This window comes from Streptomyces sp. NPDC058663 (assembly GCF_042716745.1).
GTDB lineage: Bacteria > Actinomycetota > Actinomycetes > Streptomycetales > Streptomycetaceae > Streptomyces.
This window is the reverse complement of sequence record NZ_JBHXRV010000025.1, coordinates 18,016-43,990: the sequence shown is the minus strand read 5'-3', so window position 1 is coordinate 43,990 and position 25,975 is coordinate 18,016. Positions and strand designations below refer to the sequence as shown.

General features: G+C 71.2%; 24 protein-coding genes and 2 pseudogenes. 14 read left to right on the top strand and 12 right to left on the bottom strand.

Features of this window, described 5'->3' with window-relative positions; genetic code table 11:
- Positions 1-689: 689 nt before the first annotated feature.
- Both ACFWVV_RS19565 and ACFWVV_RS19560 read right to left on the bottom strand, forming a co-directional pair.
- A complete protein-coding gene (locus ACFWVV_RS19565; RefSeq protein ID WP_384352309.1) occupies positions 690-1,277 on the bottom strand; it encodes a Uma2 family endonuclease in 588 nt (195 codons plus the stop codon).
- Between the two features lie 82 nt (positions 1,278-1,359).
- Entirely contained in the window at positions 1,360-2,412 is a 1,053-nt protein-coding gene (locus ACFWVV_RS19560; RefSeq protein WP_384352306.1) for a restriction endonuclease subunit S, read from the bottom strand.
- A 16-nt stretch (positions 2,413-2,428) separates the two neighbouring features.
- Between ACFWVV_RS19560 and ACFWVV_RS19555 the strand changes: the two are divergent.
- From ACFWVV_RS19555 to ACFWVV_RS19540, 4 genes and pseudogenes are all read left to right on the top strand, one after another.
- Positions 2,429-2,911: pseudogene (locus ACFWVV_RS19555) on the top strand (ATP-binding protein); the annotation flags it as partial.
- Positions 2,912-3,279: 368 nt separating this feature from the next.
- A complete protein-coding gene (locus ACFWVV_RS19550) occupies positions 3,280-4,110 on the top strand; it encodes an RNA polymerase sigma factor (protein WP_384352520.1) in 831 nt (276 codons plus the stop codon).
- The gene (locus tag ACFWVV_RS19545; RefSeq protein WP_384352303.1) at positions 4,110-5,450 is read left to right on the top strand and encodes a hypothetical protein; all 1,341 of its coding nucleotides are present in this window, start codon (positions 4,110-4,112) and stop codon (positions 5,448-5,450) included. Before ACFWVV_RS19550 ends, ACFWVV_RS19545 begins: the two co-directional genes overlap by 1 nt.
- 652 nt (positions 5,451-6,102) lie before the next feature.
- A complete protein-coding gene (locus tag ACFWVV_RS19540) occupies positions 6,103-7,056 on the top strand; it encodes a nitroreductase/quinone reductase family protein (protein ID WP_384352300.1) in 954 nt (317 codons plus the stop codon).
- Positions 7,057-7,096: 40 nt separating this feature from the next.
- Here the strand turns inward: ACFWVV_RS19540 and ACFWVV_RS19535 are convergent, their stop codons facing one another.
- The 3 genes from ACFWVV_RS19535 to ACFWVV_RS19525 all read right to left on the bottom strand — a co-directional run bounded on the left by ACFWVV_RS19535 (position 7,097) and on the right by ACFWVV_RS19525 (position 9,770).
- Positions 7,097-7,579 carry a MarR family winged helix-turn-helix transcriptional regulator gene (locus tag ACFWVV_RS19535; RefSeq protein ID WP_384352297.1) on the bottom strand — a complete coding sequence of 161 codons (483 nt, stop codon included), beginning with the start codon at positions 7,577-7,579 and terminating at the stop codon, positions 7,097-7,099.
- Positions 7,580-7,716: 137 nt separating this feature from the next.
- Positions 7,717-8,157, bottom strand: a complete 441-nt coding sequence (locus ACFWVV_RS19530; protein ID WP_384352294.1) for a cytidine deaminase family protein — start codon at positions 8,155-8,157, stop codon at positions 7,717-7,719.
- The gene (locus ACFWVV_RS19525) at positions 8,139-9,770 is read right to left on the bottom strand and encodes an FAD-dependent monooxygenase (RefSeq protein WP_384352291.1); all 1,632 of its coding nucleotides are present in this window, start codon (positions 9,768-9,770) and stop codon (positions 8,139-8,141) included. Before ACFWVV_RS19525 ends, ACFWVV_RS19530 begins: the two co-directional genes overlap by 19 nt.
- Positions 9,771-9,808: 38 nt before the next feature.
- On the opposite strand from ACFWVV_RS19525, the gene ACFWVV_RS19520 reads away from it, so the two are divergent.
- Complete coding sequence (locus ACFWVV_RS19520) at positions 9,809-10,474, top strand: TetR/AcrR family transcriptional regulator C-terminal domain-containing protein (protein ID WP_384352288.1); 666 nt, start codon at positions 9,809-9,811, stop codon at positions 10,472-10,474.
- 67 nt (positions 10,475-10,541) lie between these two features.
- On the top strand, positions 10,542-11,153 hold the full coding sequence (locus tag ACFWVV_RS19515) for a Uma2 family endonuclease (protein WP_384352285.1): 612 nt from the start codon (positions 10,542-10,544) through the stop codon (positions 11,151-11,153).
- Positions 11,154-11,167: 14 nt separating this feature from the next.
- On the opposite strand, the gene ACFWVV_RS19510 is transcribed toward ACFWVV_RS19515, so the two are convergent.
- Positions 11,168-11,353, bottom strand: coding sequence for a DUF397 domain-containing protein (locus ACFWVV_RS19510; RefSeq protein ID WP_384352282.1), 186 nt, complete (start codon positions 11,351-11,353; stop codon positions 11,168-11,170).
- Positions 11,354-11,357: 4 nt separating this feature from the next.
- Positions 11,358-12,209, bottom strand: a complete 852-nt coding sequence (locus ACFWVV_RS19505; protein WP_384352279.1) for a Scr1 family TA system antitoxin-like transcriptional regulator — start codon at positions 12,207-12,209, stop codon at positions 11,358-11,360.
- A gap of 222 nt (positions 12,210-12,431) precedes the next feature.
- Here ACFWVV_RS19505 and ACFWVV_RS19500 point away from each other — a divergent pair, with 222 nt between their 5' ends.
- Positions 12,432-12,899: an ATP-binding protein gene (locus tag ACFWVV_RS19500; protein ID WP_384352276.1), complete on the top strand. Its 468-nt coding sequence runs from the start codon at positions 12,432-12,434 to the stop codon at positions 12,897-12,899.
- A gap of 73 nt (positions 12,900-12,972) precedes the next feature.
- On the opposite strand, the gene ACFWVV_RS19495 is transcribed toward ACFWVV_RS19500, so the two are convergent.
- On the bottom strand, positions 12,973-13,551 hold the full coding sequence (locus tag ACFWVV_RS19495; protein ID WP_384352274.1) for a TetR/AcrR family transcriptional regulator: 579 nt from the start codon (positions 13,549-13,551) through the stop codon (positions 12,973-12,975).
- Positions 13,552-13,644: 93 nt separating this feature from the next.
- On the opposite strand from ACFWVV_RS19495, the gene ACFWVV_RS19490 reads away from it, so the two are divergent.
- Entirely contained in the window at positions 13,645-14,091 is a 447-nt protein-coding gene (locus tag ACFWVV_RS19490; protein ID WP_384352271.1) for an anthrone oxygenase family protein, read from the top strand.
- A 4-nt stretch (positions 14,092-14,095) separates the two neighbouring features.
- On the opposite strand, the gene ACFWVV_RS19485 is transcribed toward ACFWVV_RS19490, so the two are convergent.
- The 4 genes and pseudogenes from ACFWVV_RS19485 to ACFWVV_RS19470 all read right to left on the bottom strand — a co-directional run.
- Positions 14,096-15,064, bottom strand: coding sequence for a hypothetical protein (locus tag ACFWVV_RS19485; protein ID WP_384352268.1), 969 nt, complete (start codon positions 15,062-15,064; stop codon positions 14,096-14,098).
- Positions 15,061-15,261, bottom strand: coding sequence for a hypothetical protein (locus tag ACFWVV_RS19480; protein ID WP_384352266.1), 201 nt, complete (start codon positions 15,259-15,261; stop codon positions 15,061-15,063). The genes ACFWVV_RS19485 and ACFWVV_RS19480 overlap by 4 nt, the downstream gene beginning before the upstream one ends.
- 200 nt (positions 15,262-15,461) lie before the next feature.
- Positions 15,462-16,808: an alpha-2,8-polysialyltransferase family protein gene (locus tag ACFWVV_RS19475; protein ID WP_384352263.1), complete on the bottom strand. Its 1,347-nt coding sequence runs from the start codon at positions 16,806-16,808 to the stop codon at positions 15,462-15,464.
- 218 nt (positions 16,809-17,026) lie between these two features.
- Positions 17,027-18,004 (bottom strand): annotated as a pseudogene (locus tag ACFWVV_RS19470) (glycosyltransferase family 2 protein); the annotation flags it as partial.
- 164 nt (positions 18,005-18,168) lie between these two features.
- Between ACFWVV_RS19470 and ACFWVV_RS19465 the strand changes: the two are divergent.
- From ACFWVV_RS19465 to ACFWVV_RS19440, 6 genes are all read left to right on the top strand, one after another.
- Positions 18,169-19,455, top strand: coding sequence for a DUF6716 putative glycosyltransferase (locus tag ACFWVV_RS19465; protein WP_384352261.1), 1,287 nt, complete (start codon positions 18,169-18,171; stop codon positions 19,453-19,455).
- Positions 19,456-19,583: 128 nt separating this feature from the next.
- Positions 19,584-20,822 (top strand): cytidylyltransferase domain-containing protein, encoded by a 1,239-nt coding sequence (locus ACFWVV_RS19460; RefSeq protein ID WP_384352518.1) that lies wholly within the window; start codon positions 19,584-19,586, stop codon positions 20,820-20,822.
- 84 nt (positions 20,823-20,906) lie between these two features.
- Positions 20,907-21,869: an N-acetylneuraminate synthase family protein gene (locus ACFWVV_RS19455; RefSeq protein ID WP_384352258.1), complete on the top strand. Its 963-nt coding sequence runs from the start codon at positions 20,907-20,909 to the stop codon at positions 21,867-21,869.
- Between the two features lie 5 nt (positions 21,870-21,874).
- Entirely contained in the window at positions 21,875-22,963 is a 1,089-nt protein-coding gene (locus tag ACFWVV_RS19450; protein WP_384352256.1) for a hypothetical protein, read from the top strand.
- A gap of 136 nt (positions 22,964-23,099) precedes the next feature.
- Positions 23,100-24,332 carry an amidohydrolase gene (locus ACFWVV_RS19445; protein WP_384352253.1) on the top strand — a complete coding sequence of 411 codons (1,233 nt, stop codon included), beginning with the start codon at positions 23,100-23,102 and terminating at the stop codon, positions 24,330-24,332.
- Positions 24,333-24,676: 344 nt separating this feature from the next.
- Positions 24,677-25,723 carry a BMP family protein gene (locus tag ACFWVV_RS19440; RefSeq protein ID WP_384352250.1) on the top strand — a complete coding sequence of 349 codons (1,047 nt, stop codon included), beginning with the start codon at positions 24,677-24,679 and terminating at the stop codon, positions 25,721-25,723.
- Positions 25,724-25,975: the final 252 nt, after the last annotated feature.

Below are 25,975 nucleotides of genomic sequence, written 5' to 3'. Positions count from 1 at the left end.
CCGCCCCCGCCCCCTCCCCGCGCCCGGCCCCCACTCCCCGCCTGCGGGCCACCCCCCCCCGGCCCCACCCCCCCCCACCGCCGGGGCGCGGCCCCCCCCCCCCGGGCGGCCCCCGGCCGGCTGTCCGTGAGACATGGAAAGCACTCCAGGTTTCCGAGCGCGGCCCCCCTTTCGTCCGAGCCGCGATCCCGAACCGGAGACGTCGCAGGCGCGACAGCACTCCTGCCCCGGTGCGCGTTCGACTTGAAGGGGGCATTTTCTGTACGGCGGCAGCGCCGCCTGCCTCTCGGTCCTCGCACGGAAGTGACGCCCCGGGCCCCAGCGGCGTCCACAGGAGCCGCGGAAGCGGCCACGGCCCCAGCGACGGCCCGGCGCACACCACTGCATCCCGCCGGCGCATCGCAGGGGAATCCACCCGCCCCGGAGACGGCCACGGGAGAAACGTCGTCATGACCACGGACGCCGCGGCCCGCCCTGCGCCCCCGGAGGGGGTTCCCGTTTGCCGCCTGGTTCGGCCCCCGCCTGGGTGTTGCTGCCTGTTCCTGACCGCTGTTGGTCACGCGTTGGTCATGCGACCGCCCGCGTCGCGGCCAGAGGGTGCGTCATACGGAATGGTCGGGCAAGAGGTGGCTGAAGAGGGCAGGGATCCGGCCTGTGACCTGTGTCGATGCCGGTTCGGTCATGGCTCCTCAGTTGTTCCGGGGAAGGCGAGGAGTGAGCTTGTCGAGGTCGAGACTGATTTCGAACGGCACCGGGCGCCGAAGCGAGCCTCGGAAGATCCCGGCGGGCGCGTAGGCACTCGTGGGTTCGTCGAGCTCGTACACATGGACTGCGGGGGCTCCACCCTCTTCCTCGATGCACCAGTAATGCGGGATACCGGCATCCGCGTACTTGTGGAGCTTGACCGTGCGGTCACGGTGTGCCGATTCGGGTGAGACGACTTCCACGACGAGCTTCACGTTTTCGGGGGCGTACCAGGTGCGGTCGGGGTCGTAGGGCAGATCCGTCAGCAAGAGGTCCGGTTCGGGTCGGTTTCGGGCGTCGAGGCGGATCGTCATTTCCCGTTCGACCTCGATGCCGGGCGGCACCTGCGCCATGAGGGTGGTGGTCAGGGCGGTGATGAGTCGGCCGTGCCAGGACCGTTGAGGCGACATCATGAATACGAGGGCTCCGTCGATCAACTCGGTGTGGCGCGGTGCCTCGGGGAGGTGATCAAGGTCCTCCGCGAACCAGCCTTCCGCGCGGGGCGGGCGCATCCAGTCGGGCAGTGCGGTCATGGCATTACGGTAGCGGTTGCGGTTGCGGTGCGCCGCGTGCTTCCCGGGCCTCGGATCAAGGCTCCGCCGTGGACGCACCTGCCTACGGTGCGGGAATGATGCCCCCGTCCAGTGCGTCATGCCGGATCCGCCGCGTCAGGGCGATCTGATCGTGCAACCGGCGCTCGTGCTCGTCCAGCTGCCTCATCGTGTCGGCGATGGCCTGCTGGGTCGCGAGGTCGGGGAGCACCACGGGCAGGGAGCCGAGCACGTCGAGGGAGATGGTCTTCATCTTCATGCTTCCCGTGGAGTGGGCTTCCAGCCACGTGCGTGCTTCCTCACCGCGCAGGTACGCGGCGAAGTAGTCGGCGTCGAGCCCTGCGGGGGGACGCAGCAAAAAGCACCCAGTGCCGCATACCCAGCCTTCCTGTTCCGCGCGGACGACGGCGGCCCGTCCCAGTTCTCCGCGGCGTGCCAGGACGACGTCGCCGGTGCGGAGGTGGAAGCGCTCCAGCCCCTCGGCCTGCTGCTCGCTGATGTACCGGATGTTCGCCGTACGGAAACCGGTTCCGGTCAAATCCTTGGGCATGACGACGGGGACGCCGCCCGCCTCGACGTAGTGGTCGGCGCGGATCAGGCTTCCCGAAGGACCTGCGAGCAGCAGGCCCGGGCTGGTGGGCGCCCCTTCCGTGGCGCCTTTCAGTACGTCACGGAGCGGGACGCGGGTGTACTCGGTTTCGTCGCGGGCGGCCCGTTCGCTCCGGTCGAAGCTCCGGCAGAGGGGGGCGGTCGCGTCGGCCGTCGTCTCGGCTCGCTCCATCAGTTCGTCCAGCAGGCGCCGGGTGTCGACCGCTGCGGTGGGCTGCTTGCGAGCGGGAGTCACATACAGCCGGGGGTCGAGGGGACAGCCGTCGTTCTCCAGGATTTCGGCGTACGGAACCGAGCGGGAGAAGCCGGGTTCGTCGGGAGTGGCGCGGGGCGACGTCTGCCAGGCGTGGAACCGGTCACTGATGCGGGCCCTGTCCTCGCGGCCGAGTTCACGTGTGCCGCGCGGATTCTGCGTGCCGGTTCGACTCGCGTCGATGAACAGGACGGAGTCGGCTTCCCAGGCGGGGAGGTGGTAGGTCTTGTCGCGGGCGAGCAGCCAGATATGCACGGGGACAGACGTGTGGGCGATCAGGGTGGAGCAGGGATTCGCCGAGCAGGTGTGGCAGCAGGCCGCTCCGACCTTCCACTGCAAAATCCTCGGGCCGCACTTCGAGGACCTGGCCCGCGACTTCACCCGCCGCTACGCCCACACCCTGCTGCCCGGTGGACTGCCCGGTCCGGTCGGTACCACCGAGGTCGCCGACCAGGCCGCCCGTACGAAGCACGAGGTCGATGTCATCGCCCTGGCCGCCGGCGAGCGCCCGCAGGCTCCCCGCGCCAGGATCGCGCTGCTTGGCGAGGCCAAGGCGACCGCCGCCCGTCGTGGCACCGGCGACCTGGAACGCCTTGAACGTATCCGTGCCCTGCTCGCGGACCAGGGGTACGACACCACTGCCACCACCCTGGCCCTCTACTCCCTGCACGGCTTCTACCCCGACCTGATCGACCTGGCCGACAGGCGTGAGGACCTTCTCCTTGTCGATCTGCCCACTCTTGACGGCAGCTGAGTCCGAGAGTCGCCCGACGGGGCTCGGGGAGGATTTGGTGAACGCCCGGCCCTGTTGGTCACGCGTTGGTCATGCACGGACCTAGCGACCCGTGTTTTACCTGGTCAGAATGGGTGCTACGGAAGGACGGCCGGGGCCGCCACCCCCCACAGGAGTGACCCCGGCCGTCTGTCCGCACGGGCTGTGCGACGAGCCCGTACTCCCTTCAGCGCCGTGAGTGCGTTTTCTGTCACACCATCACTGGGTCAGCGCTTGGTTGCACGTTGTACAAGTCATGGACGAATCGCCCTTCCACGTCGTAGCGTGCACATTCGCGCTGGGGTGGTGCGCAGGAGAGAACCAGCATCGACTGGGGACAGGTTGAGATGGTGCTGGGCGACGACGCGGAGCTGACCGCCGCCGTGCTCGCGGCGCAGGGCGGGAACGAGCAGGCCTTCCGTACCGTGTACCGCGCCGTGCAGCCACGGCTGCTCGGCTACATACGCACGCTTGTCGGCGAGCCCGAGGCGGAGGACGTCGCCTCTGAGGCGTGGTTGCAGATAGCCCGTGACCTGCACCGGTTCAGCGGCGACGCGGACCGGTTCCGGGGCTGGGCCGCCAGGATCGGCCGTAATCGCGCGCTCGACCACATCCGGATGCGGGGCCGCCGCCCCGCGGTCGGCGGCGACGAGACCGAGCTCACCGAGAAGCCCGCCGATTCGGACACCGCCGGAGAGGCGCTGGAGTCCCTGGCGACGGGACACACCATGGCCCTCATCGCCCAGCTCCCGCAGGACCAGGCGGAGGCCGTGGTGCTGCGGGTGGTGGTCGGCCTGGACGCGAAGAGCGCGGCACAGACCCTCGGCAAGCGTCCGGGCGCGGTGCGCACGGCCGCGCACCGGGGCCTCAAGCGGCTCGCCGAACTGCTCGGTAGCCAGTCCGGCCAGCCCGGCCCGCCTTCCGGTACCGGCCGGGAGGCCGCGCAACCGGCAGAGCCGGACGCGGTGACGGCAGAACTGGACGCGGTGGCGTCAGAGCTGGACGCGGTGCCGCCGCAGCGCGACAGGCGCCCCGGTGCGGCGGCCGGACTGGCCCGGACGCCGCACCGGGCGAACGGGCACGAGCAGGGGTACGACCACGGGCACGGCTACGCGCCGCACGGGATGAGCGGCGCGAACGGTGTGACGCGATCGTGTGCGCGGACGCAGAAGGACATGTGATGGCCGACGAGCGCTACGAGTGGCTTGACGAGGACGCGGCGGAACGACTGCTGCGGGGCGACGCGGGTGCCTACGCGCGATCGGAGGCCGAGCCCGGGACCGAGCCCGAGCCCGGGACCGAGCCCGAGCCCGGGACCGAGCCCAAGCCCGGGACCGAGCCCGAGGCCCGGGTGGCGGAGGCCGGGACCGAGGCCCGGGAGGCGGCGGCCCGGCTTGCCGAGGCCCTCGACGGCCTGCGGGCGGGAGCGACCCACCGGGTGGACGCGGGTACCGGTGCGGGCACGGTCGCGGGCCCGGGAGCGGGCAGTGGTTCGGGTACGGGTGAACTCCCCGGTGAAGCAGCCGCACTGGCCGCTTTCCGGCAGTCCAGGGCAGGTACCGCGCGGACCCGTAGGTACTCCCGCTGGGGCCGCCCCGCGCGCTTCGGGCTGGTCACCGCGCTCGCGGCCGGTGCGCTCGGTGGGGTGGCGGTGGCCGCAGGTGCGGGTGTGCTCTCGACACCGTTCACCTTCGGCAGCTCCCAGCCCGAGCCCGCCGTCTCCGTCTCGGCGGCCGCGGACCCGGACGCCGCGGAGCCGGAAGTGAACCGTCCCGACGCGGAAACGGACGCCGATCCGGAACCCGGCGACCGGCTCGGGGACCCGTCCGGGGACAGCTCTCCCGACACCTCGGACGATGCCCCCACGGCACGCCCCGAGGTGAACGGCGGAGCGGGCGCCAAGGACCGTGGGCAGGGTGCGGCCAACGGCTCTCCCGACGGATCGGGCGACGGTGGCGGCGGCGCATCCGACTCCGGTACGTCGAGCCCGTCCGGTGCCGCCGCGTCGTCGGGCGGCTCGGGCTCGGACACGAACGAAGACAACGGCAAGCAGGACAAAGCGTCCGGCGACTGGCGCAAGCGTTCGATCAAGGCCTGCCGGGACTACCGGGCCAACCGCCTGCCGAACCACGTCAAGGAGTACCTCGAAACCCAGGCCAAGGGCCCGGCCGAGGTCTCCCGCTTCTGCGACCGGCTGCTGAGCGGCGGCAGCGGCGGCGGCACCCGCCCCGCCCCGGCGCGGCCCGGGGGCGACGGAGGCAAGGGTGACGGCGGCGGCGAGCAGGGCGGCGGTCCCGGCCACGGAAACGGAAGCGAAAACGGAGGCGGGGACGGCATCGGCAACGACTCCGGAAAGGGCAACGGGGGCAAGGGCGGCAGCGACGGCAGGAACGGCCACCACATCCGGAGCGGCAGGGGAATCTCCCCGTACACCGCCACCCGCCAGGCCTCCCCCCGCCAGTCCCTCCTGCTCACCCCCGCCACCGCGACGGCACTGCCGGTGGCACCCGCGTACGTCTGACCGGTTGACCGGTTGACCGGCTCCGGGGGCCGGGCTTTCGTGGGCCGGGCTCCCGTGGGCCGGGCTCTGCGGCCGGGCCCCGCAGGCGCCGGCTCAGCCGGGCGGGCCCCCTGCCTGGCCCCACCTGGCCCTCGTCTGACCCACACCTGGCCCTCACCTGGCCACCTCCCAGCCCCTTCCCCCATGTGACGTGCAAGACATTGGGGGTCGCCGGGCGGGCGGGGTGTGACGATTTTGGAGGCGGTGGCGCTGTAGTGAGTGAGCCGACTGGTCATCGGCCGCGCATGAGCCGGGGTTCCCCCCGTACCTACGGCTCTGCGCACTTGGCGCGGGCGGGATTCGTTCCCCCGGTCCCGCCCGCGCCTCCCTTTCGTGCCCCGCCCGACGCTTGACGGTTGTCCGCGGGCGTGGTTGTAATAGCGGCGTGCAGCGGGACGTCGGCCACTGAGCAGTGGGCCGGCCGGCAGTTCAGCCAGCACCTTCACCGCGAGGCCTCAGTTGTCCCGCGCCGTGGCGCATCCGCCACCCCCTCATCCTTCAGCACTTCTGCCACGCCTGTCGTCACGCCCACCGATGCCCCGTGTTCTGTCCCCGGCGGCCGCCGGTGCGCGTGCGCCGTCCGGCGGCATGTCCGTACGGGAGACCACACCTCATGAACACCAGCAGCACCCACACGAGCGGCAGCAGCACCGGCGACGGTCAGACCGTCACCGCTCACCCCAACCCGTTCAACCAGTCCGTCATCGACGAGTTCCGTGCCAACGGCGGCCGGGTCGGCGGCCCGTTCGAGGGCGGTGACCTGCTGCTTCTCACCACCACCGGCGCGAAGTCGGGCAAGCGCACCACCAACCCGCTCGGGTACGTCCGCCGGGGCGAGCACCTGATGGTCGTCGGGTCGGCCGGTGGAGCAGACCGGCACCCCGCCTGGTACCACAACCTCCTCGCCCGCCCCACCGTGACCGTCGAGATCGGCACCGAGGAGTACGAGGCGGTGGCGGTCCCCGCCGAGGGCGCCCGCCGGGACGAACTCTTCGCGTACATCGCCGACGTGGAGCGGGGGTACGCCGACTACCAGCGCGGAACCACCCGCACCCTGCCGGTGGTCCTCCTCGAACGCGTCGACCACTTCCCGGAGTCCGGGCCGATCGTGGTCCGGACGATGGCCGACAAGATCCTGGAGATCCACACCTGGCTGCGCGGCCAGCTGCGGCACGTACAGGCGGAAGCGGCAGCACACTTCGCGGCCCAACAGGAGCCGGGAGCACCGACGTTGCCGGGTCTGGGGCTCCAGATCCGCCAGCACTGCCTCGCCTTCTGCGAGACCCTCGACTTCCACCACCGGAGCGAGGACGCGGGGGTCTTCCCCGGGATCGCGCACTACCACCCCGAACTCGCGGACGCACTGGCCCGGATGAGCGAGGAGCACAAGGAGATGTCCCGCCTCAAGGGCGAGCTGGTCGCCCTGCTGGCCGACCACGCGCACGCCGACCAGGTGCACTTCATGGCCGAACTCGACCGTATGGCCGAGGGGTTGACCGCTCACCTCGACTACGAGGAGGAGTGGCTGCTGCCGGTGCTGGCGGAGGTCCCCATGCCGGGTCAGTAGAGGGTGCAGGGGGTGGGGCGGGCCCCCACCCCCTGACCACTCAGTGGTGCCACGCGTCGCCCCCCACGTTGTAGATCATGCGCTGGAGGACCTTGAGGGCGCGGGCGTACTCCTCGTCCTCGATGCCGTCGTGGGTCTGGTGGCGCAGCTCCAGCTGGCGTGCCGCGGCGCGGGAGTACAGCTCGTCCCCCGCCCCGGTCCGCAGCAGATGGCCGTCCGCGTCCTCGGTGACGAGGCCCCGGGCCACCAGGCTGTCGATGTCGCCGGGCAGGTCGTCGCCGGGCGTCGGGTAGTAGCGCAGGAAGTCGAGCATCCCGTCGCGCGTCCAGCCCGGCCGCTGGCCGAGGTGGTGCAGGACCCACCAGGCGGGCTGGGTCAGACCGAGGTGGCCGAGGGCGGCCCGGATGTTCTGGACGACGGCCTGACCCGCGGCGTTGGCCCAGTAACCGATGGGCTGGGCGATGAGACCGGCCTCGTCGTGGGAGGGGGCGAAGGGGGCTGAGGTGTTGCTCGAAGTGGTCATGAGAAGAACGTAGAAGCTCAACCAAACTTGAGGTCAAGCGTCATGGAGGGCGATCTCGCCGGCCAGTGGACCGGGCCGGCGGACCGAGGCGGCGGACCGGGGCTCCCGGCGGGACCGTCCGGGGACCCGGACGGGACCTACGCCGGGTTGTCGTCCAGCGACCACGGCACCGTCCACGGCGCCGCCAGAGGCATCAGGTCTGCGATGTGGACGCTCCTGACGCCCTCCCCGGTGGGGAGCAGGACCCGGATGCCGGGGTGGTAGTCGAACAGGATCTGCCGGTCCCGCCCGCAGGGCCCGACCGGCCCGCGACCGCCGTTGCCGACCGCCACGATCGTCGTCAGCTCGCGCGCTCCGGACGCCCGGGCGTGCCCGAGGGCGACCAGCTCGGCACAGGGCCCGCCGAGGAAGTGGTAGAGGTTGATCCCCGCGTACATCCGCCCGTCGACATCGCGGACGGCGGCGCCCATGGTGTGGATGCCGTCACCGTTCGCCTGGGCGTCGGTGTGGGCGTCGACCGTCTCGCGGGCGAGGTCGATCAGGGCATGGTCGTCGGAAGTCAGTGCGCGCAGCTGCATGGGCCGGAGCGTAGGACGGAAGCGGACGAGTGCGCACCGCATTTGTGCGCGGCGGGTCCGATGCCGACCCCGCGAAGCCACTCCGCCAGGCCCGCCGGATCGCCGGTCGACGCCCACCCCACGTATCCGTCGGGGCGGACCAGGAAGAGCCCGGTGCCGTACGGCTCGTACTCGGGAAGAGCGTGTACGGGGACGGGTACGCCGTCGGGGACCGGCACGCCCACCGCGAGCAGGGCGAAGCCCGGACCGCGCAGGGCGTCGAAGAGGCGGCGGCCGTCGGGGAGCGGCCCGTCCGGGGCGCGGTCCCCTGAGTGCAGGCGGCCCGCCGCGCCTTCGGAGAGGGGGCTCCCGCGGTAGCCGAGGCCGAGCTGCTGGGTGGCCCGGCCGCGCTGCTGCTCGCCGCGGTGAACGCGGGTGGACAGGCCGAGCATGGCGGCGGCGACGGGGCGGCGCTCCTGCTCGTACGTGTCGAGGAGGCCGGGGCCGGCGCCGTGCTCCAGTACCTGGCCGAGCTTCCAGCCGAGGTTGTAGGCGTCCTGGATGCTGGTGTTGAGGCCCTGGCCGCCGGCGGGGGAGTGCAGATGTGCGGCGTCGCCGGCGAGGAAGACGCGACCCTTGCGGAAGCTGTCCGCGAGGGCGGCACGTGGCCGGTAGGCGGAGGCCCACGGCACGTGGAGTACGTCATCGGAGGTGAGAGGGGTGCGGGCTGCGATCAATGTGCGCAAGCCGCCGATGGTGGGGTCGGGTGCCGCGCTCTCGTCCGCGTACCGGGCGATGAGCTGGAAGTCGTCGGTGCCGGGCAGCGGGCACAGGGCGAGCAGGCCGTCGGCCGCCTCGGGAAACGCGTGCCAGTGCAGACGGTCCAGGGCGGTGGGCCGTAGCCGGACGTCGGCCACCAGGAAGGGGGCCGGATCGACGGTCTCGCCCGTCATCGTCGCCCCGAGCAGACGGCGCACGGTGCTGCGGCCCCCGTCGGCTGCGACGGCGTACGAGGCGCGGACGGAGGTGAAACCCCCTGTTCCGGAAGATCCCCCTGTGCCGGAAGAACCTCCTGTTCCGGAAGATCCCCCTGTGCCGGAAGAACCCCCTGTTCCGGAAGATCCCCCTGTGCCGGAAGCGGCATTCGCGGGGGCGGGGGTCACTGTTACCGTCACGCCTTCTGCGTCCTGCTGGACACCTGTGACCTCGGCTCCGAAGATCACCTCCCCGCCCAGCTCGCGCAGCCGCGCGTGCAGGATTTCCTGGGTCCGCCACTGCGGGACGAGGCGCGGGCGGCCCCCGTAGGGCTCGGCCCGGGTCGCTCCCGCACTCTCGCCGAACATGTCGTACTCGCCGAGCCGCGTGCCGTCCGTCCGCCAGGCCATGCCCATGGGGGCGTGCGCGGATGCGGCCAGCACCGCGTCGATCACGCCGAGATCGTCGAACACCTCCAGGGTGCGCGGCTGGAGGCCCTTGCCGCGGGATCCGGGGAAGAGACGGTCGGCCCGCTCCAGGACGAGGGCACGGACACCGCGCCGGGCAAGGTCGATGGCGAGAGTGAGCCCGGTGGGGCCGGCCCCGACGACGACCACGGAAGTGTCTCGCACTCGTTCCTTAACATCGTTAAGTTCCATGTTCGCCAGCCTGCGCTTAACGCTGTTAAATTGTCAAGATGGCTACGACGAGACTTGACCGGAAGCTGGTTGCCGAGACGGCCTTGAGGCTGCTCGACGAGGTGGGGCTGGAGGGTCTGACCCTCCGCCTGATCGCCAAGGAACTGGACGTCAAGGCCCCGGCCCTCTACTGGCACTTCAAGAACAAACAGGCCCTCCTCGATGAGATGGCCACCGAGATGCTGCGGCGCATGACGGCCGACTTCATGGGCCACACGGACGGCCTCGCCTGGGACGAAGCACTGTCGGGCGCGATGAGGGGCCTCCGGGCCCACCTGCTCCGCTACCGCGACGGCGCCAAGGTCTACAGCGGCACGCACTTCACGGACACGACGTACGCGGCCCCGATGGAGGCCCACCTCCGCTCCCTCGTCGAAGGCGGCTTCACACCGCAGGGGGCTGCTCGGGCCTGGTTCACGGCGTACGGCTACACCATTGGCCACGTGATCGAGGAGCAGTCGATGCGCCCGGGCCCGGGCGCGGATTCCGACGACGGATACGACCTCGCCGCCCGGGCGGAACGCCTCGCGGCCTACCCCCTGGCAGCCGCCTCGGGCCCGGTCATCTTCGGCTCGGCGGACGAGGGCTTCGAACTGGGGCTTACGGCGGTGGTGACGGGCATCGGGGTAGTGCTGCGCGCCCGCGCGGCTCACTCGGAGGAGTGACCGCGTGCTGAATGTCAGCCGCGCTGGTTACGCTCGTGGACAGTGGGCTCCCCGGAAGGAGAATGCCGTGGCCGTAATACAGCACGAGACACATGCGGCTGATGAACCGCACGGGGCGACGGTCGGCGAGGTTGCCGATCAGATCTCCCGCGTGCTGACCGGGCACCGCGTGGAGATCATCCAGGGGAGGATCACTGTGACACCGCCACCGGACGGGGCGCACGCACTGACCCTGACCTGGGTGATCGAGGAGTACGGGAGGAAGGTTCGGGAGCAGGGGCTGAGGACGGTGCAGGGGGTCGGCCTGTGGCTGCCGTCCGGTCCTCAGGACTACGCGGTTCCCGACCTCTCCCTCGTGGACGCCGATTTCCGTGATGCCCATGTGGAGAAGAACTGCTTTGCTCCGCATGTGTTCCGGCTGGTGCTGGAGGTGACCTCCTCGAACTGGGCCGACGACCTCGGCCCCAAGGTCGAGTGTTACGCGCAGGCCGGCGTTCCCGTCTACCTCGTTGCCGACAGACGCCACGATGAGGTCCTGCTGTATGCGGACCCTCGTGAGGGCGTGTACCGAACCCGCACCTCGTACAAGCGCGGGCTGTCCGTCCAGGTACCCAAGTCGCTCGGTGTCGACATGGAGCTGTCCGTCGATCAACTCCTGAACGGCGACCCCGACGACTGACCTGCTCGCTCAGTTCACCGTGCGGCCTTGGTGAGGGCGAGGAGTGCGTCGAGGCTCTCGGGGGTGAGCCGGACGACGGTGCCCGGGTCGTCGCTCTCACGCATGAGCAAGGTGTCCTGTCGGCTCGCCAGCTCCAGGCAGTTGCCGTCGGAGTCCGTCGAGAAGGACGACTTCTGCCACTGCTTTTCCACTATGTCCACGCTTTCATGCTTGGTGTGCCACTTCGAGGATGAAGTCCCGTGACCGGTCCGGGTCGAGGGCGCGCTGCTCCGTGCGGTCCATGACCGCGCGGTAGTTCAGGAGCTGGTTCTCCGCGTCCAGGAACGCGGACCCCGCCGGCGTGTCCATCTGGACGGTGTCCAACTGCGGTACGGGGCCGGACACGTAGAGGGTCGAACTGCCCGCGTTCGGGAAGCCGCCCACGGCGAACGGGATGACACGGACCGTGACGTTCTCCCGCTCGGACTCCTTGAGGAGATGGTCCAGTTGGGCGCCCGCCACCGTTGGCCCGCCGAACTGCATGCGCAGCGCTGCCTCGTGAACGAGAAAGGTGCACTGCGGCGGGGCCGCCCGGTCCAGTACGTCGCGCCGCTTGAGCCGGTGCGAGAGTCTGCGTCGTAGATCGACGGAGCTGAACGGGGGGACGGCTTCAGCGAGGACGGCTCGTGCGTAGTCCTCGGTCTGAAGGAGTCCCGGCATGTGCATCACCTGGACCGCCCGCATGGCAGTGGCGTGATGTTCGAGCTCTGCCAGATCGTGGAGTCCGCTGGGCAGGGTGCCGTCGTAATCGGTCCACCATCCCTTGCCGCGTTCCTCGGCCATGGAGGCGACGGCCTCGATGTACGCCTCGTCCGGGCAGGCATAGTTGGCGGCCCATGCGCGCACGCGTTCGCCACTGACGCCGAACCGCCCGGACTCGGTATTGCTGATGCTCGTACGGTCCGTGCCGAGCAGCTGGGCCGCTCCGGCCACCGCGAGGCCGGCATGCTCGCGCATCTTGCGCAGCTCCGCGCCCACCCGGCGTTGCCGTGCGGTCGGGGCCTTCCTCGGTGGCATCGACCCTCCCCTTCTGTCGGCTCTCAGTGTCGCTCGTGTGTTGCCGAGGGTCCACCAAGGAGTGAATGTGAGACCAAGAGGTACCACATGTGAGACGACTGCTCTACGTTCGTTCTCGTAGCGCAGTGTTCACCGGTAAATCCGCAGTGCAGCCGCCCAGTTGGGGGTGGCCCGGCCACGGTGGTGGGACCTGCATCCATGCACGCGTCAGGAGCGCACCGGATGAACGTCATCGCGACGAACGCACAGTTCGCCACAGGGGAAGCGCAACTCCCGCCCCGCACCTACCACTTGAGCATCCCCAACAACACCACCGCACCCAGCCTCGCCCGCGGTCTCGTCGTCGGCGTACTGGCGGTCACCGGTCACCCGGACCTGATCGACGCGGCCCGCACCTGTCTCTCCGACCTCGTCACCAACGTCGTCCAGCACGCCCCCGCCACCCCGCGGATCCGCATCGACCTCACCCTCACTCCCGACGGCCGGCTCGTCATCGGCGTCCAGGACAACGATCCGGCACCCTTGCCCCGGCCGCACGTGGCCGACGAGTGGGCGGAATGCGGGCGCGGGCTCTTCCTCGTCCGGGAGATGAGCGAGGACTTCGGGGTCGAGCACGTACGGAGGGGGAAGGGGGTCTGCGGCAAGAGGGTGTGGTGCGCGCTGCGGGACCACGCGGGGGAGTGGGGGTAGCTGTGCAGGGTTACCGCCCGGCTGCCTGTTCGGATTCTAGGGCCCCCATCGGCCGCCCCCCCGGGGTGGTCCGTCACAGCGCGGCGAGCCGGTCCACCAGTAGCTCCGTCCTGCGCTCCGTGTCGCCCGGCGGCAGCCGTCCCGCTCGCGTCAGGGTGGCCAGGCCGTGCAGGGAGGCCCAGAACACCTCGGTGAACAGTCCCGGGTGGACACCTTCCCCTGCCACCTCGCCGAGGCTCTCCAGCAGGGCGGCGAAGGCGTCCTTCAGGGGTTCCGGGGTGTCGTCGTGCGCGAACGCCAGGCCGCCGTCGAGCTGGAACATGGCGTCGTAGACCGCCGGGTGGTGCTCCGCGAAGTCGAGGTAGGTGCGGGCGAGTGCGGTGACACGGGCGCGTGGGCCGTCCGCAGTGGAGGTCGCGGCCCGCAGTGCCATGGCCATCTCGGCGGCGCCCTCCAGGGCGACCGCGCCGATGATCTCGCGCTTGCCGCGGAAATGGCTGTAGAGGACGGGCTGGCTGTACTCGATGCGTTCGGCGAGCCGACGCGTGGTGACCGCGTCCCAGCCCAGCTCCTCGGCGAGTTCACGGGCCGTCGCCACGATGAGGCGCTCGCGGTCCGCCCGTTCGCGCTGCTTGCGTTCCTGTACCGACATGGCTCGATGCTAGCACTGCTAGACATTCGAGCATCAGTAGGGTTAGCTATGCCTCGAAAGCTAGCAGCGCTAGCAGAACTCGGGAGGGGCAGCATGCTCAACGCACTTGAGGTCTTCACCACCGTGGTCGTCGGCCTGATGGTGGGGGTGGAGTTCTCCGTCGCCTTCATCATCAACCGGATCCTCGACGCACTGCCCGGTGACAACGGCCAGCTCGGCCGGGCCCATGGGGGCCGCATGCTCGGCGCCGTGATGCCGGTCTGGTACATCGGCTCGCTCGTCCTGAGCGCGGTGTGGGCCATCGCCGGATGGCACGACCCGGGGGCCGGTCTCGTGGTCATCGCGGCCGGGCTGCTGATCCTGAGCGTGATCATGTCGCTTCTGCTGCTCGTCCCGATCAACAACCGGGGCAAGACCTGGACCCCCGAGAACCGGCCCGCGGACTGGAAGGAGCAGATGAACCGCTGGGACCGCTTCCACTACGTCCGCGTCGCCGTCATCATCGCCGCCTTCACCCTGCTGGCCATCGCCCGCGGCTGAGCGGTCAGCCCGCCAGGACGTCCACGCCCGGCAGGTCCCGGTGGGTGTGGTGCGCCGTGGTGAGGGCCGCCAGATGGGGGCGGTCCAGGGCCGTGTACGCCAGGGTGAGCAGGTCGTGGGCGTGGGCCTCCAGGGTGGCGTCGCCCCCCGACGCCCAGTGCAGGTCGCGGCCCAGGGCGAGGGCCTCCGCCGGGTCGCCGGACGAGCAGCGGGCACGCGCCTCAGCCACCCAGGCCGTGACCGTCGCGGGTTCGTCGAGCCGGGCGTACAGGTGCTCCGCGAAGTGGTACTCGTCCGCCCCGTTGTGCGGCGGCCTGTCGAGGATCGTGGCGCCCGTGACCAGGGCGCCCGCGCCGTCGAGGGTGGTGAGACGGTCCGGGGAGAGCGGCCGGCGCAGGAAGCCCGGGTCGTACGTGCCGGAGTACGCGAGGCCCTGCTCGGGGCGGTCGGACGTCTCGAACCGGCAGATGAGCGTACGCAGTTCGGCGAGTGCAGCGAGGCGCCGCACGACGTCCGGGTCCGCGGGGTCGTCGTCGTGGAGGTCGCGCCAGACCCGCTCCAGGACGTCGCGCACCGCCGTCAGTGGGGTGCCTGTGGGGTCGTACGCGATGCCTCCGCCGTCGTTGGTGTAGTACGAGGCCGTGCCCGCCGCGGTGCGGCCGTCGTCGAACCACAGCCCGTAGTGCAGGCCGTCCGAGCCGCCGTGCAGGAAGGTCAGGAACTCCGGGGGGTCGCGGTAATACCGGCCGTGGACGCGGATGTCGATGCCGGGCCGTGGCGCGCGGTCCGGATCTGCGACGACGTCCATGATGCCCGCGGGGGAAAGGCCCAGGTCCGCGAGGGTGCGCGCAGCCTCCGGGGAGAGCGAGTGCAGGAAGTCCTGGAACCGGAGGAGGGACTCCGGGAGCACGAACCCCCAGCCGCGGAGTACGGCGGCCCGGGCGGCCTCTCCTGGTTCGGGGTGTGTGTTCATGGGGCGATGCTAGCCACCTGGCCCACCGCCCCCGCCGACCGCTCGGCCTGCGGCACGTGCGCCTCCTGCGGTACGTGCGTCCCCTGCGGTACGTGTGCCACCCGCGGCCCGGACTCCAGCGCGTGCAGCATCGGGACCTGCAGGGCCAGCGCGACGACCGCGGTGATCAGGTGGCGTCGCGGGACGGACGTGGCCATGGTGGAGCTCCCTCCGCTGGTGGTGTCCGACGCGCGAAAGGTAGGGCGGGCCTGCCGGTCCCGGCGTCACCCCAGGGGCCCCACTCCGATGTCGTACCCGGGTAGCAGGACGGTGACGGCCGGGCCCGGCGGCCGGGCCCGGTGGCCGGGCAGGGTGGCCGGGACTGCCGAAGGCGCGCGGGGTGCCGCGCCGCCCGGCGTCAGGCCCTGAGCCTGCGCACGCGCCGCGCCACCCTCCGTACCGTCGCATTGCGCGGTACGAACGCCAGACGCTGCGGCAGCCCGCCCGGCAGGGCGAGCGACGTCAGGCGGCGGCGCTTGAAGTAGCGGCGGGTGCGGGGCGAGAGGTGGGACAACAAGTAGCCCTCCGCGCGCGTGCGTTGGGCACGCAGGACCTGCGGCTGCATCGCGAAGCCGACGGCCGCGAGGAGTGCGCTCAGCTCGCCGACCGGCGGCGGGGTGGGCAAGGTCTCCGCCTCCAGGTCGGGGAGGAGCGCATCGACGAGCGTCACGGGAATGCGGTTGCTGTTCTCGTACGGGGTCAGGCGCTCCAGCAGCAGCTCGGTGCCCACCCGCGCCACCGGGATGCCGTAGAAGGTGCGCGCGGTGAGCAGCGCCGTCGAGAAGCAGCCGACGACCAGGTCGGGGCGCAGCCGCCGGTACAGCACCTCCGCCAGCAACGGCGCGTCGAACACCGTCAGTTCGGCGCCGAGCGCCTTTGCCTCCCGCTCCAGCAGCCGCGAGAAGTTCGCCGGTGCGGAGGGGTGCGGCTTGAACACCACCCGCCGGTGGCCGCGCGCCACCGCCCCGCGCAGCATCCGCACGTGCAGCTGCTCCTCCTCCTGCGGGGTGAGTATGGCGAGCGCGGAGAGGTACTGACCGAGGAGCAGTGCCGTCGAGGTGCCCTCGGAGGCCAGGTCGCCCGCGTCGGAGGCCGCTTCGGTCAGCTCGTCGAGGACGCCGAGAAAGGCGTCCGTGGGGACGAGGCCCGGCCGCACCCCGAATTCGCTCAGCAGCAGCGGCCGCAGCCCCGGCACCAGGTCCAGGTGCCACAGCCGGCGCACCCGGCCGCCGACCAGCGGGTCCAGCTTGTTGCGGGTCGGGCCGTAGCTCATCAGGCCGTCCGCGTACACCTCGATCGGCGCGTCCGGGAAGCACTGGGCGACGGCTTGGGCGGGGGCGACCTGGATCGACTCCAGTACGAGGAGGAGGCCGTCGTCGCCGAGGTCCCACTCGCGTCTCAACTGCCGCTCCCAGAGCGGGACGTCGTCAGGTCGCGGCACCCACCCGCCCGGGTGCAGCGGAGCGATCGTCGTGTTCCAGTCCCGTACGTCGTCGAAGCGGGCCCGCAGCCGGTCGAAGCCAGGGGCCTCGGTCAGGGGCGGGGTCGTCTCCGGGGTCGCCGCGTTGTTGCTGATCAGCAGGGTGCGGCGGTCGGCGGGCGGGAAGCAGCCGCTGTCGATTGCCGCCGCGAGCGTGGCCACGCCGTACAGGGTGGAGGCGAGGAAGAGCTGGGTGGTGGGCCTGGCGGTCGCCGTGGTGGACATCAGCGGGTGGCTCCCGTCACGGTGGTACCCGGATCCGGGTTCTGCCCCGGTGCGGTCGGTGCGGTCGGTGCGGTCGGTGCGGTCGGTGCGGTCGGTGCGCCCGGCGCGGTCGGTGTGAGCGGTGCGCCCGGAGTGGCCTGCGTCGGGCCCGGTCCCAGGTCCGGCCCCGGCACAGGGAGCGGACCCGTGCCCCGCCCCGTGCTCCGCCCCGCCCCCCGCGCCACGCTCAGCACCTGCGCCCTGCGCAGCCTCCGCAGCCGGCCCGCCCGGTCCGCGTCCATCGAGTTCAGCGCTTCGGCCAGGATTCCCTGCGGCATCCTCCTCAGCGCATCGGCGCTCATCGCCCGCAATTTCCTCGCCACCGCCGGTTCGAACCGATTCGTCTCCTCCGCGCTGCCCACATGGTGGGAAATGATCGCGCAATAGGTACGTACTGCCTTGGGGAGAAGGGAACGGGCATCCTCGTCCCGGGCCGTTTCCTGAAGTACCTGATCAAAAGCGCGGATGAAATCCAGTTGGCGTACGTCCCCGATCTGGGTGAGCGAGGAGGAAATTCCCCGCCGGTAGAAAATTCCCAGCAAACCGACCACCCCGAACGATTCCGCCTCCCGGTGCAGCCGCCAGATCCACGGCCGGTCCTCCGCCGTGCGCAGCCCGTCGGTGAAGTGCAGCAGCCCCCGTTCGAGCAGAGCGCGGTGGTAGACGCCCGCCCAGGCGTACGCGTAGTCGACCGAGGTGGAGCGGTCGGCCGGCAGGATCGCCTCGCGCGGGGACATCGGCACGCCCCGCCTGCCGTGCGGGACCCGCTGCACCGAACGGGTGCGGCCGGTGCACACGACATGGTCCGTACGGACGAAGTCGACCCCCAAGTCCTCAATGGTGTCGACCAGTTGGGCGTAGTAACCAGGCGCGACCCAGTCGTCCCCGTCCAGGAACGTCAGGTACTCGCCGCGTGCCGCGTCCAGGCCGGTGTTGCGCGCCGTCGCCAGCCCGCCGTTGGTTTCGTGCCGGAGCAGGACCGCACCCGGGAGCTCGCGTTCCGCGCGGCGCAGGAGCTCCGGGGTCTCGTCCGTCGAACAGTCGTCGACGAGAAGGAATTCGAAGTCGTCCCGCGCGTTGGCACGAAGACTTCGCAGGGCATCGGGGGCGTATGTCTGCACGTTGTAGAACGGCACGACGACGGAGAGCTTGACCACCCGCCGGACATTAGGGCGCGGGGGCGGATGCGGGGTGAACTGCTCATGGCCCGAAGGTGAATCACCTCGCGCAAAGCCACCGGAATCCGGCTGTCGATTGCTGTTAACCGTATGTTGCTGCCGCGTTGGGCCGCGCTCCGGAACCGTTCCCTAGTTTTCTCGTCGTGCCAGCCAGAACAAGAAGCGGTAATTCTCTGCGGGTTGCCGTACTCGCGGATTCGGACACCCGATGGAAATGGGGGGCGCTCACCGCGCGCCGGATTGTCGGTGACGACACCGGGGCGGACATCACCGGCCTGCTGCTGCGCGGCCGCGCCACTCCCACCTCACGCCAGCTCTCCGAGGTGGCGGGCGGGGTGGAGGCGCCGCGCGAGGTGACCGGAACCGAATTCATCGACCTCGTGCGCACCGGCCCGTACGACGTGATCGTCCTCGCCCTGGTCGGCGGTTCGGTCCAGGCCCTGCTGCACGGGCTCGCCCGCCTCTGGCCGCACCCCACCCGCCGGCCGGTCCTGGTGACCGGGTACGTCGGAGTCGTCTACGAGAAACTCACGGACGGACTGCTGCTGCGCCACGGCGCGGACCTCGTCCTCGCCAACTCGCCGTACGACGCCGAACGGTTCAGGGAGGTCTACGAGGGGGTCGGCGCCGACGCGGACTCGGTGACCGAGGCCGCCCTGCCCTTCCTGGGCGGCGCCCCCTACGGCGGAGTGGCCGACGCGCTCGTCTTCGCCGCGCAGCCCTCGGTGCCCGAGAAGCGGGCAGACCGGGCCTACCTGCTGCGCCGGCTGGTCACTCACGCCCGGCTGCACCCGGCCCGCGAGGTCGTGCTCAAGCTCCGCAGCAAGCCCGGCGAGCACACCACCCACATCGAGGAACTGCCCTACCAGCGGCTCGCCCGCGACCTCGCGCCGCCGCCCAACTTCCGGCTCGCGTACGGACACATGGGCGAGGTGCTGGACCGGGCGGGGCTGCTGGTCACCGTCAGCTCCACCGCCGCCCTGGAGTCCCTGCACCGGGGCATCCCGACGGCCGTACTGACCGACCTCGGCGTCCGCGAACCGCTCGGCAACCACTACTTCCTCGGCTCCGGCTGCCTCACCTCCTTCGACCGCCTGGACGCGGGCCACCGCCCGGCCGCAGACCCCGGCTGGCTGGCCCGGCACGGAGTGGCGCCGCGGCCCGACCCGTACCACTGCGTACGCACGAAGGTCGCCGAGCTGCTCGACCGGCCCCAACTCCCGCCCCCGGCCCCCTACTACACCTCCGTGACCGCCACCGGATACCTCCCCGGCATCCTCGCCCGCCACCGCCTCGACGAGGCCCCGCCGGAACGCCTGACCGGCGTGCGCAGGGTCGTCCGCGACGCGGTACGGGACGCGGCCCGGGGCGCCTACCGGCACGGGGTGCAGAGGGTGGCCCCCGCAATCCGACGCATGGGAGAGCTGTGACCCCGCCCGCGCACACCGATTCCCGGACGACCGGGACCGCGCACACCGTGCCCCCGCACACCGAATCCCCGGCCGCCCAGCCCCGGCACCCCGAGTCCCGGCAGGCCGACCGGCAGGGCCGTCGCGTCCTGGCCGTGATTCCCGCCAGGGGCGGCTCCAAGGGCGTCCCCGGCAAGAACCTGGCCGCCGTCGGGGGAGTGCCCCTGCTGGTCCGTGCCGTACGGGCGTGCCTGGCTGCCCGCCACGTCACCGACGTAGTGGTCTCCACGGACGACCGGACGATCGCGGCGACCGCCCGCGCCGCGGGTGCCGAAGTGGTGGTCAGGCCCGGCGAACTGGCGCACGACACGGCCAGCAGCGAAGCGGCCCTGCTGCACGCCCTGGACACCGTGGAGGCACAGGACACCCCGGGGGCCCGCCGGGCTCCGGCGGACGTGGTCCTGCTGGTCCAGTGCACCAGCCCCTTCGTCACCCGCGAGGACGTCGAGGGCGTCGCCGCAGCCGTGCTGGAGGGCGCGGACACGGCGGTGACGGTGGCCCCCTTCCACGGCTTCGTCTGGCGCGAGGGGGATCGTGCCGCGGAGGACAGCAGCGCCCTCGGCGTCAACCACGACCCGTCCTTCCGCCCCCGCCGGCAGGACCGCCCGCAGGACCTGCTGGAGACCGGGGCCGCCTACGCCATGGACGTCCCCGGCTTCCGCGTCCACCGGCACCGCTTCTTCGGGCACACGGCCCTCGTGCGGACCGACCCGGCGCGGGTCCTCGAAATCGACGACCCGCACGACCTCGGACGGGCCCGCGCGCTCGCCCCGCTCCTCGACCCGCCGGCGCACCCCGCCTGGGCCGACGTCGACGCCGTCGTCATGGACTTCGACGGCACCCAGACCGACGACCGGGTGCTGATCGACAGCGAGGGACACGAGACCGTGGCCGTGCACCGGGGCGACGGTCTGGGCATCGCCGCCCTGCGCAGGGCCGGGATGGCGCTGCTGACCCTCTCCACCGAGCAGAACCCCGTGGTCGCCGCCCGGGCCCGCAAGCTCCGCATCCCCGTCCTGCACGGCATCGACCGCAAGGACCTCGCCCTCAAGCAGTGGTGCGAGGAGCAGGGCATCGACCCCTCCCGGGTGCTCTACGTCGGCAACGACGTCAACGACCTGGCCTGCTTCGCCCTCGCGGGCTGGCCCGTGGCCGTCGCGGGCGCCCACGACAGCGTGCGGGCCGCCGCCCGCGCCGTGACCGCCACCCCCGGCGGCAGCGGAGCGATCCGCGAGATCGCCGCCTGGCTCCTCGGCCCGGACCTCCAACCCCCGGCACCCACTGAACCCCCGGCCCCGACCCGAGCCGGCCCGACCCCTCACCCCTGACATCCCACACCCCTGAAACCCCACACCCCTGAACCACCCCGCTCAGCACCCCGCACTCCCCAACACCCCCTAAGGACGCACCACATGAGCAGCACCGGCAACGCCACCACCCGCCTGCGCACCCTCGGCAGCAAGACCGCGGGCCCCGGCCACCCCGTCTACATCACCGGTGAGATCGGCATCAACCACAACGGCGACCTGGACAAGGCCCTCGCGCTGGTCGACGCCGCCGCCGAGGCCGGCTGCGACGCCGTGAAGTTCCAGAAGCGCACCCCCGAGATCTGCACCCCGCGCGACCAGTGGGACATCGAGCGCGACACCCCCTGGGGCCGGATGACGTACATCGACTACCGCCACCGCGTCGAGTTCGGCGAGGACGAGTACCGGGCCATCGACGCCCACTGCCGCAAGCGCGGCATCGACTGGTTCGCCTCCCCGTGGGACACCGAGGCCGTCGCGTTCCTGGAGAAGTTCGACGTCCCCGCCCACAAGGTCGCCTCCGCCTCGCTCACCGACGACGAGCTGCTGCGCGAGCTGCGCTCCACCGGCCGTACGGTCATCCTCTCCACCGGCATGTCCACCCCCGCCCAGATCCGGCACGCGGTCGAGGTGCTCGGCAGCGCCAACATCCTGCTCTGCCACGCCACTTCCACCTACCCGGCGGTCGCGGACGAGCTGAACCTGCGGGTCATCAACACCCTCCAGGCCGAGTACCCCAACGTCCCCATCGGCTACAGCGGCCACGAGACCGGCCTGCAGACCACCCTGGCCGCCGTCGCCCTCGGCGCCGCCTTCGTCGAGCGGCACATCACCCTCGACCGCGCCATGTGGGGCTCCGACCAGGCCGCCTCCGTCGAGCCCGGCGGCCTCACCCGCCTCGTCCGCGACATCCGCACCATCGAGGCCTCGCTCGGCGACGGCGTCAAGAAGGTGTACGAGTCGGAGCTCGCGCCCATGCGCAAGCTGCGCCGCGTCCCCGGTGTGGTGGCCCAGTCGGCCGACGCCGACCCGGCAGGACCGCAGACCGTACAGCCCGCAGGGGTCTGACGGCCATGACCACACGCAGCGGAGCCCCCCGCCCCCCACGCGCGTCCCGCTCCACCGGCACCCTCGCGTTCGTCGAAAGCCCCGTCCAGCTGCTCAACGTGCTGGAGTGGGCGCACACCGCGACGTACGACATGACGGACGTGACCGTCGTCGTGCTGTCGCCCACCGACCCCATGTCGCGCGGTCAGCTCCGCCGGATGGCCGAGCTGGCCCGCGCTGAGGGGTGCGTGGTGCGCTGGGAGGACGCCAGGGACGGGGCGGGGGCGCCGCTGCGCACCGTCGGCGGACTGGCCGGCGCCCTGCGGCGGGCGGAGCGCGTCGTCATCGGCGATCCGTTCTCCCGCTACGTACAGCTGCTGCTGACCCTCGTCAGGGCGCCGTCGCTGGTGGTCGTGGACGACGGGACGGCCACCATGGAGTTCGCGGGCCAGCTGGCCCGCGGGGAGCGGCTGGTGCGCTGGCACCGGCGCGGCGGCCGCCCCGGCGCACGGGAGCTGCTGCTCGCCCCGGTCACCACTTCGGCGCGGCGCAGGCTGGCCCCCGGCCCCCGGCGCACCGTGGAACTCTTCACGGCCATGCCCGTCGGGGAGTCCCTCCCCGGCATCACCGTCACGCCCAACGACCTCGCCTGGACCCGTGCCAGGTTCGGCCCGCCGCGCCTGACCCGCACCGCCGACCTGGTCGGGACCTCCCTGGTCGAGACGGGCGTGGTCGACCTCGACCCCTACCTGCGGGCGGTCGCCTCCCTCACCCGCAGTCACGGCGTCACCCGCTACTTCGCGCACCGCCGCGAGAGCGCGGACAAACTGCACCGGCTGGCCGTCGAGACCGGGCTCGAAGTGGTCCGCCCGGACCTTCCCCTCGAAGTCATCGCCCGCCGCGGCCCCATCGGACGTACCATCCTGAGCTTCCCGTCCACGGTCGTACACACACTCCCCAGGGCACTCGTCGGGACGGACGTAAAGGTCGCGGTCTGTGACATAGACCCCGAATGGCTTTCGGCCGGCGCGTCTCCGAGGGCTCGCGGGTTCCTGGCGGGAGTCGCGGAAACCGCCCGTGACGTGCGGAAACTCCGGGTACTGCCGGTGACGTAGGGCGAAGGGCAACTCCCCTCTATACCCGTCTCACATCGTGGGCACACCTCGCCTCGCCGGTTTTCTTACGCCTATCGGGCTGAAGTTTTGTTGATGGGTAGGCAGTTGGGGGTGGAGTGGGCCTACCGTTGACGGGGTGAACCAGTTGATCTCCCTCGTGTCCGAAGTCGGTCCCGACGCCGGAGGCGATCTCCCCGGCACGCTGCCCGAGGCGCTGCGTGCCGAACTGATCGCCTTCCGCCGGGACTTGCACATGCACCCCGAGCTCGGCAATCAGGAGTTCCGCACCACCGCCGCGATCAAGGCCCGCCTGGAGCAAGCGGGTCTCGCGCCACGGGTGCTCGCCTCCGGCACCGGACTCGTCTGTGACATCGGCGAGTGGGACGGCGTCACGCCGATGCTCGGGATGCGGGCCGACATCGACGCGCTGCCCATCCCGGACGCCAAGGTCGGGGTGCCGTACCGCTCGACCGTGCCCGACCGGGCGCACGCCTGCGGGCACGACGTGCACACCACCGTCGTCCTGGGCGCCGGTCTGGTGCTGGCCGAGCTGCACCGCAGGGGCCAACTTCCCCGTGCGGTGCGGCTGTTGTTCCAGCCGGCGGAGGAAGTGCTGCCCGGTGGAGCGGCGGAGGCGATCAAGTGCGGGGTGCTCGAAGGGGTCGGCCGCATGATCGCCGTGCACTGCGACCCCAAGGTCGACGCGGGGCGTATCGGCCTCCGTACGGGACCGATCACGTCGGCCTGCGACCGGCTGGAAATCGCTCTTGACGGCCCCGGTGGACATACCGCCCGCCCGCACCTCACCACCGACCTGGTGATGGCAGTGGCGAAGGTGACCACCGAGGTGCCCGCGGTGATCTCCCGCCAGGTGGATGCCCGCTCCGGGCTCTCCGTCACCTGGGGCCGCATCGAGTCCGGCCACGCGTGCAACGTCATCCCGATGCACGCCGAGCTGGCAGGTACGGTCCGCTGCCTGGACCTGGACACCTGGCGCGACGCCCCCGACCTGATCCACGCGGCCGTCGCCGACATCGCGGCCCTGCACGGCGCCAAGTCGCAGATCAACTACATCCGCGGCGTCCCGCCCGTGGTCAACGACGGCGCGGTGGTCGAACTGCTGGTGGGTGCGATGGCCGCCCGCCGCGGTCCGTCCTCCATCGAGGACACCGAACAGAGCCTGGGCGGTGAGGACTTCTCCTGGTACCTCGAACACGTCCCCGGCGCGATGGCCAGGCTCGGTGTCCGCACCCCCGGCGACACGGTCAAGCGCGACCTGCACCGCGGCGACTTCGACGCGGACGAGCACGCGATCACGGTCGGCGTGGAGCTGTTCACGGCCGCCGCACTGCTGGACGTGCGCGACTAGCCGGCGACCGCTCCAGCGGCGGCGACCACCCCCGCTCAGCAGCGACGACCGCCCCCACCTGCGACGACACGCCGAGTGGGTCGAACAGTCAGGGCGGAGGGCGCACGCGCCCCCGGTGGCCGGAAGGCATCGCCGGGGGCGCGGTTGTAGGTTCCTCCAGCGGTGCTCGCTATGTCCGTTGTGAGTATGTACCTTGCTTATGTACGTCATCCCCTGGCGATTCGAACACGCGACGATCCGGTAACGACTGATGAACGGGGCTGAAACCGGCATCTACGCGCGTTACGATCGCCGCGAAACCAGCGCCGCACAGAGGCGCTTCGGTCAGGTTGAAGGAGCGTCCCGTGCGCCGGGTATCCAAGATCGCTGCTGCGAGCGTCGCCACCGCGGCCCTCGCTTTCACCGCCACCGCGTGTGGCGAGTCGTCCACCGGGAGCTCCTCCAGCTCCGAGAGCGGCGGCAAGCTCAAGGTCGGCATGGCCTACGACGTCGGTGGCCGTGGTGACAACTCGTTCAACGACTCCGCCGCGCGCGGCCTGGACAAGGCCAAGAGCGACCTCGGCGCGGAGACCAAGGAACTGACCGCCAAGGCCAGCGAGACCCCGGCCGACCGTGAGGCCCGCCTCGCGTCCCTGGCCGAGGGCGGTTACAACCCGGTCGTCGCCGTCGGCTTCGCGTACAAGGACGCCGTCGACAAGGTCGCCAAGAAGCACCCCAAGGTCACCTTCGGCCTGGTCGACTCGATCTCCGAAGAGAAGAACGTCAACAACATCGTCTTCACCGAGGAGCAGGGCTCCTACCTCGCGGGCGTCGCCGCCGCGCTGAAGTCGAAGAGCGGCGAGGTCGGCTTCATCGGCGCGGTGGACACCCCGCTGATCAAGAAGTTCGCGGCCGGCTTCCAGCAGGGCGTCAAGGAGACCAAGCCGTCGGCCAAGGTGACGATCCAGTACCTGGGCACCGGCTCGGACATCTCCGGCTTCGGCAGCCCCGACAAGGGCAAGCAGGCCGCCAAGGGCATGCTCGACAAGGGCATGGACGTCATCTACACCGCCGCGGGCGGTTCGGGTGCCGGCGCCATCGAGGCCGTCGCGGGCAAGAAGGGCTCCTGGGCCATCGGCGTCGACTCCGACCAGGCGCTCGACCCGTCGCTGTCGAAGTACAAGGCGTCGATCCTCACCTCCGTCGTGAAGAACGTCGACGTCGGCGTCTTCGAGCTGGCCAAGTCCATCAAGGACGGCAAGCCGCGCACCGGCACCAGCTCGTTCTCCCTCGCCAAGAACGGCGTCACCCTGACCACCACGGGTGACCACATCAAGGACATCCAGGCCAAGCTGGACGAGGCCAAGGCGAAGATCGCGGACGGCACCATCAAGGTCCGGTCCACTCTCTGAGTCACCTCTTCCTGAGGGACGGGGCCCGCACAGCGGCATGATGCCGCTCTGCGGGCCCCGATTCCTGTCCCCGGCTCGTGCCGGGCTTCCCCGAGTCCTCGCGGAAGAGGCGCGGACAACCGGAACAGCCCCCGCCACGCTTCACTTTCGGGCAGGGCTGCTCCACAATTTGGCGGAGCTACGCGCGTAGCTCTCGGGGTGCGCGGTACTTTTCCGCCACACCCTTCCCGCCGTACAGCGTCCGCCGGACCC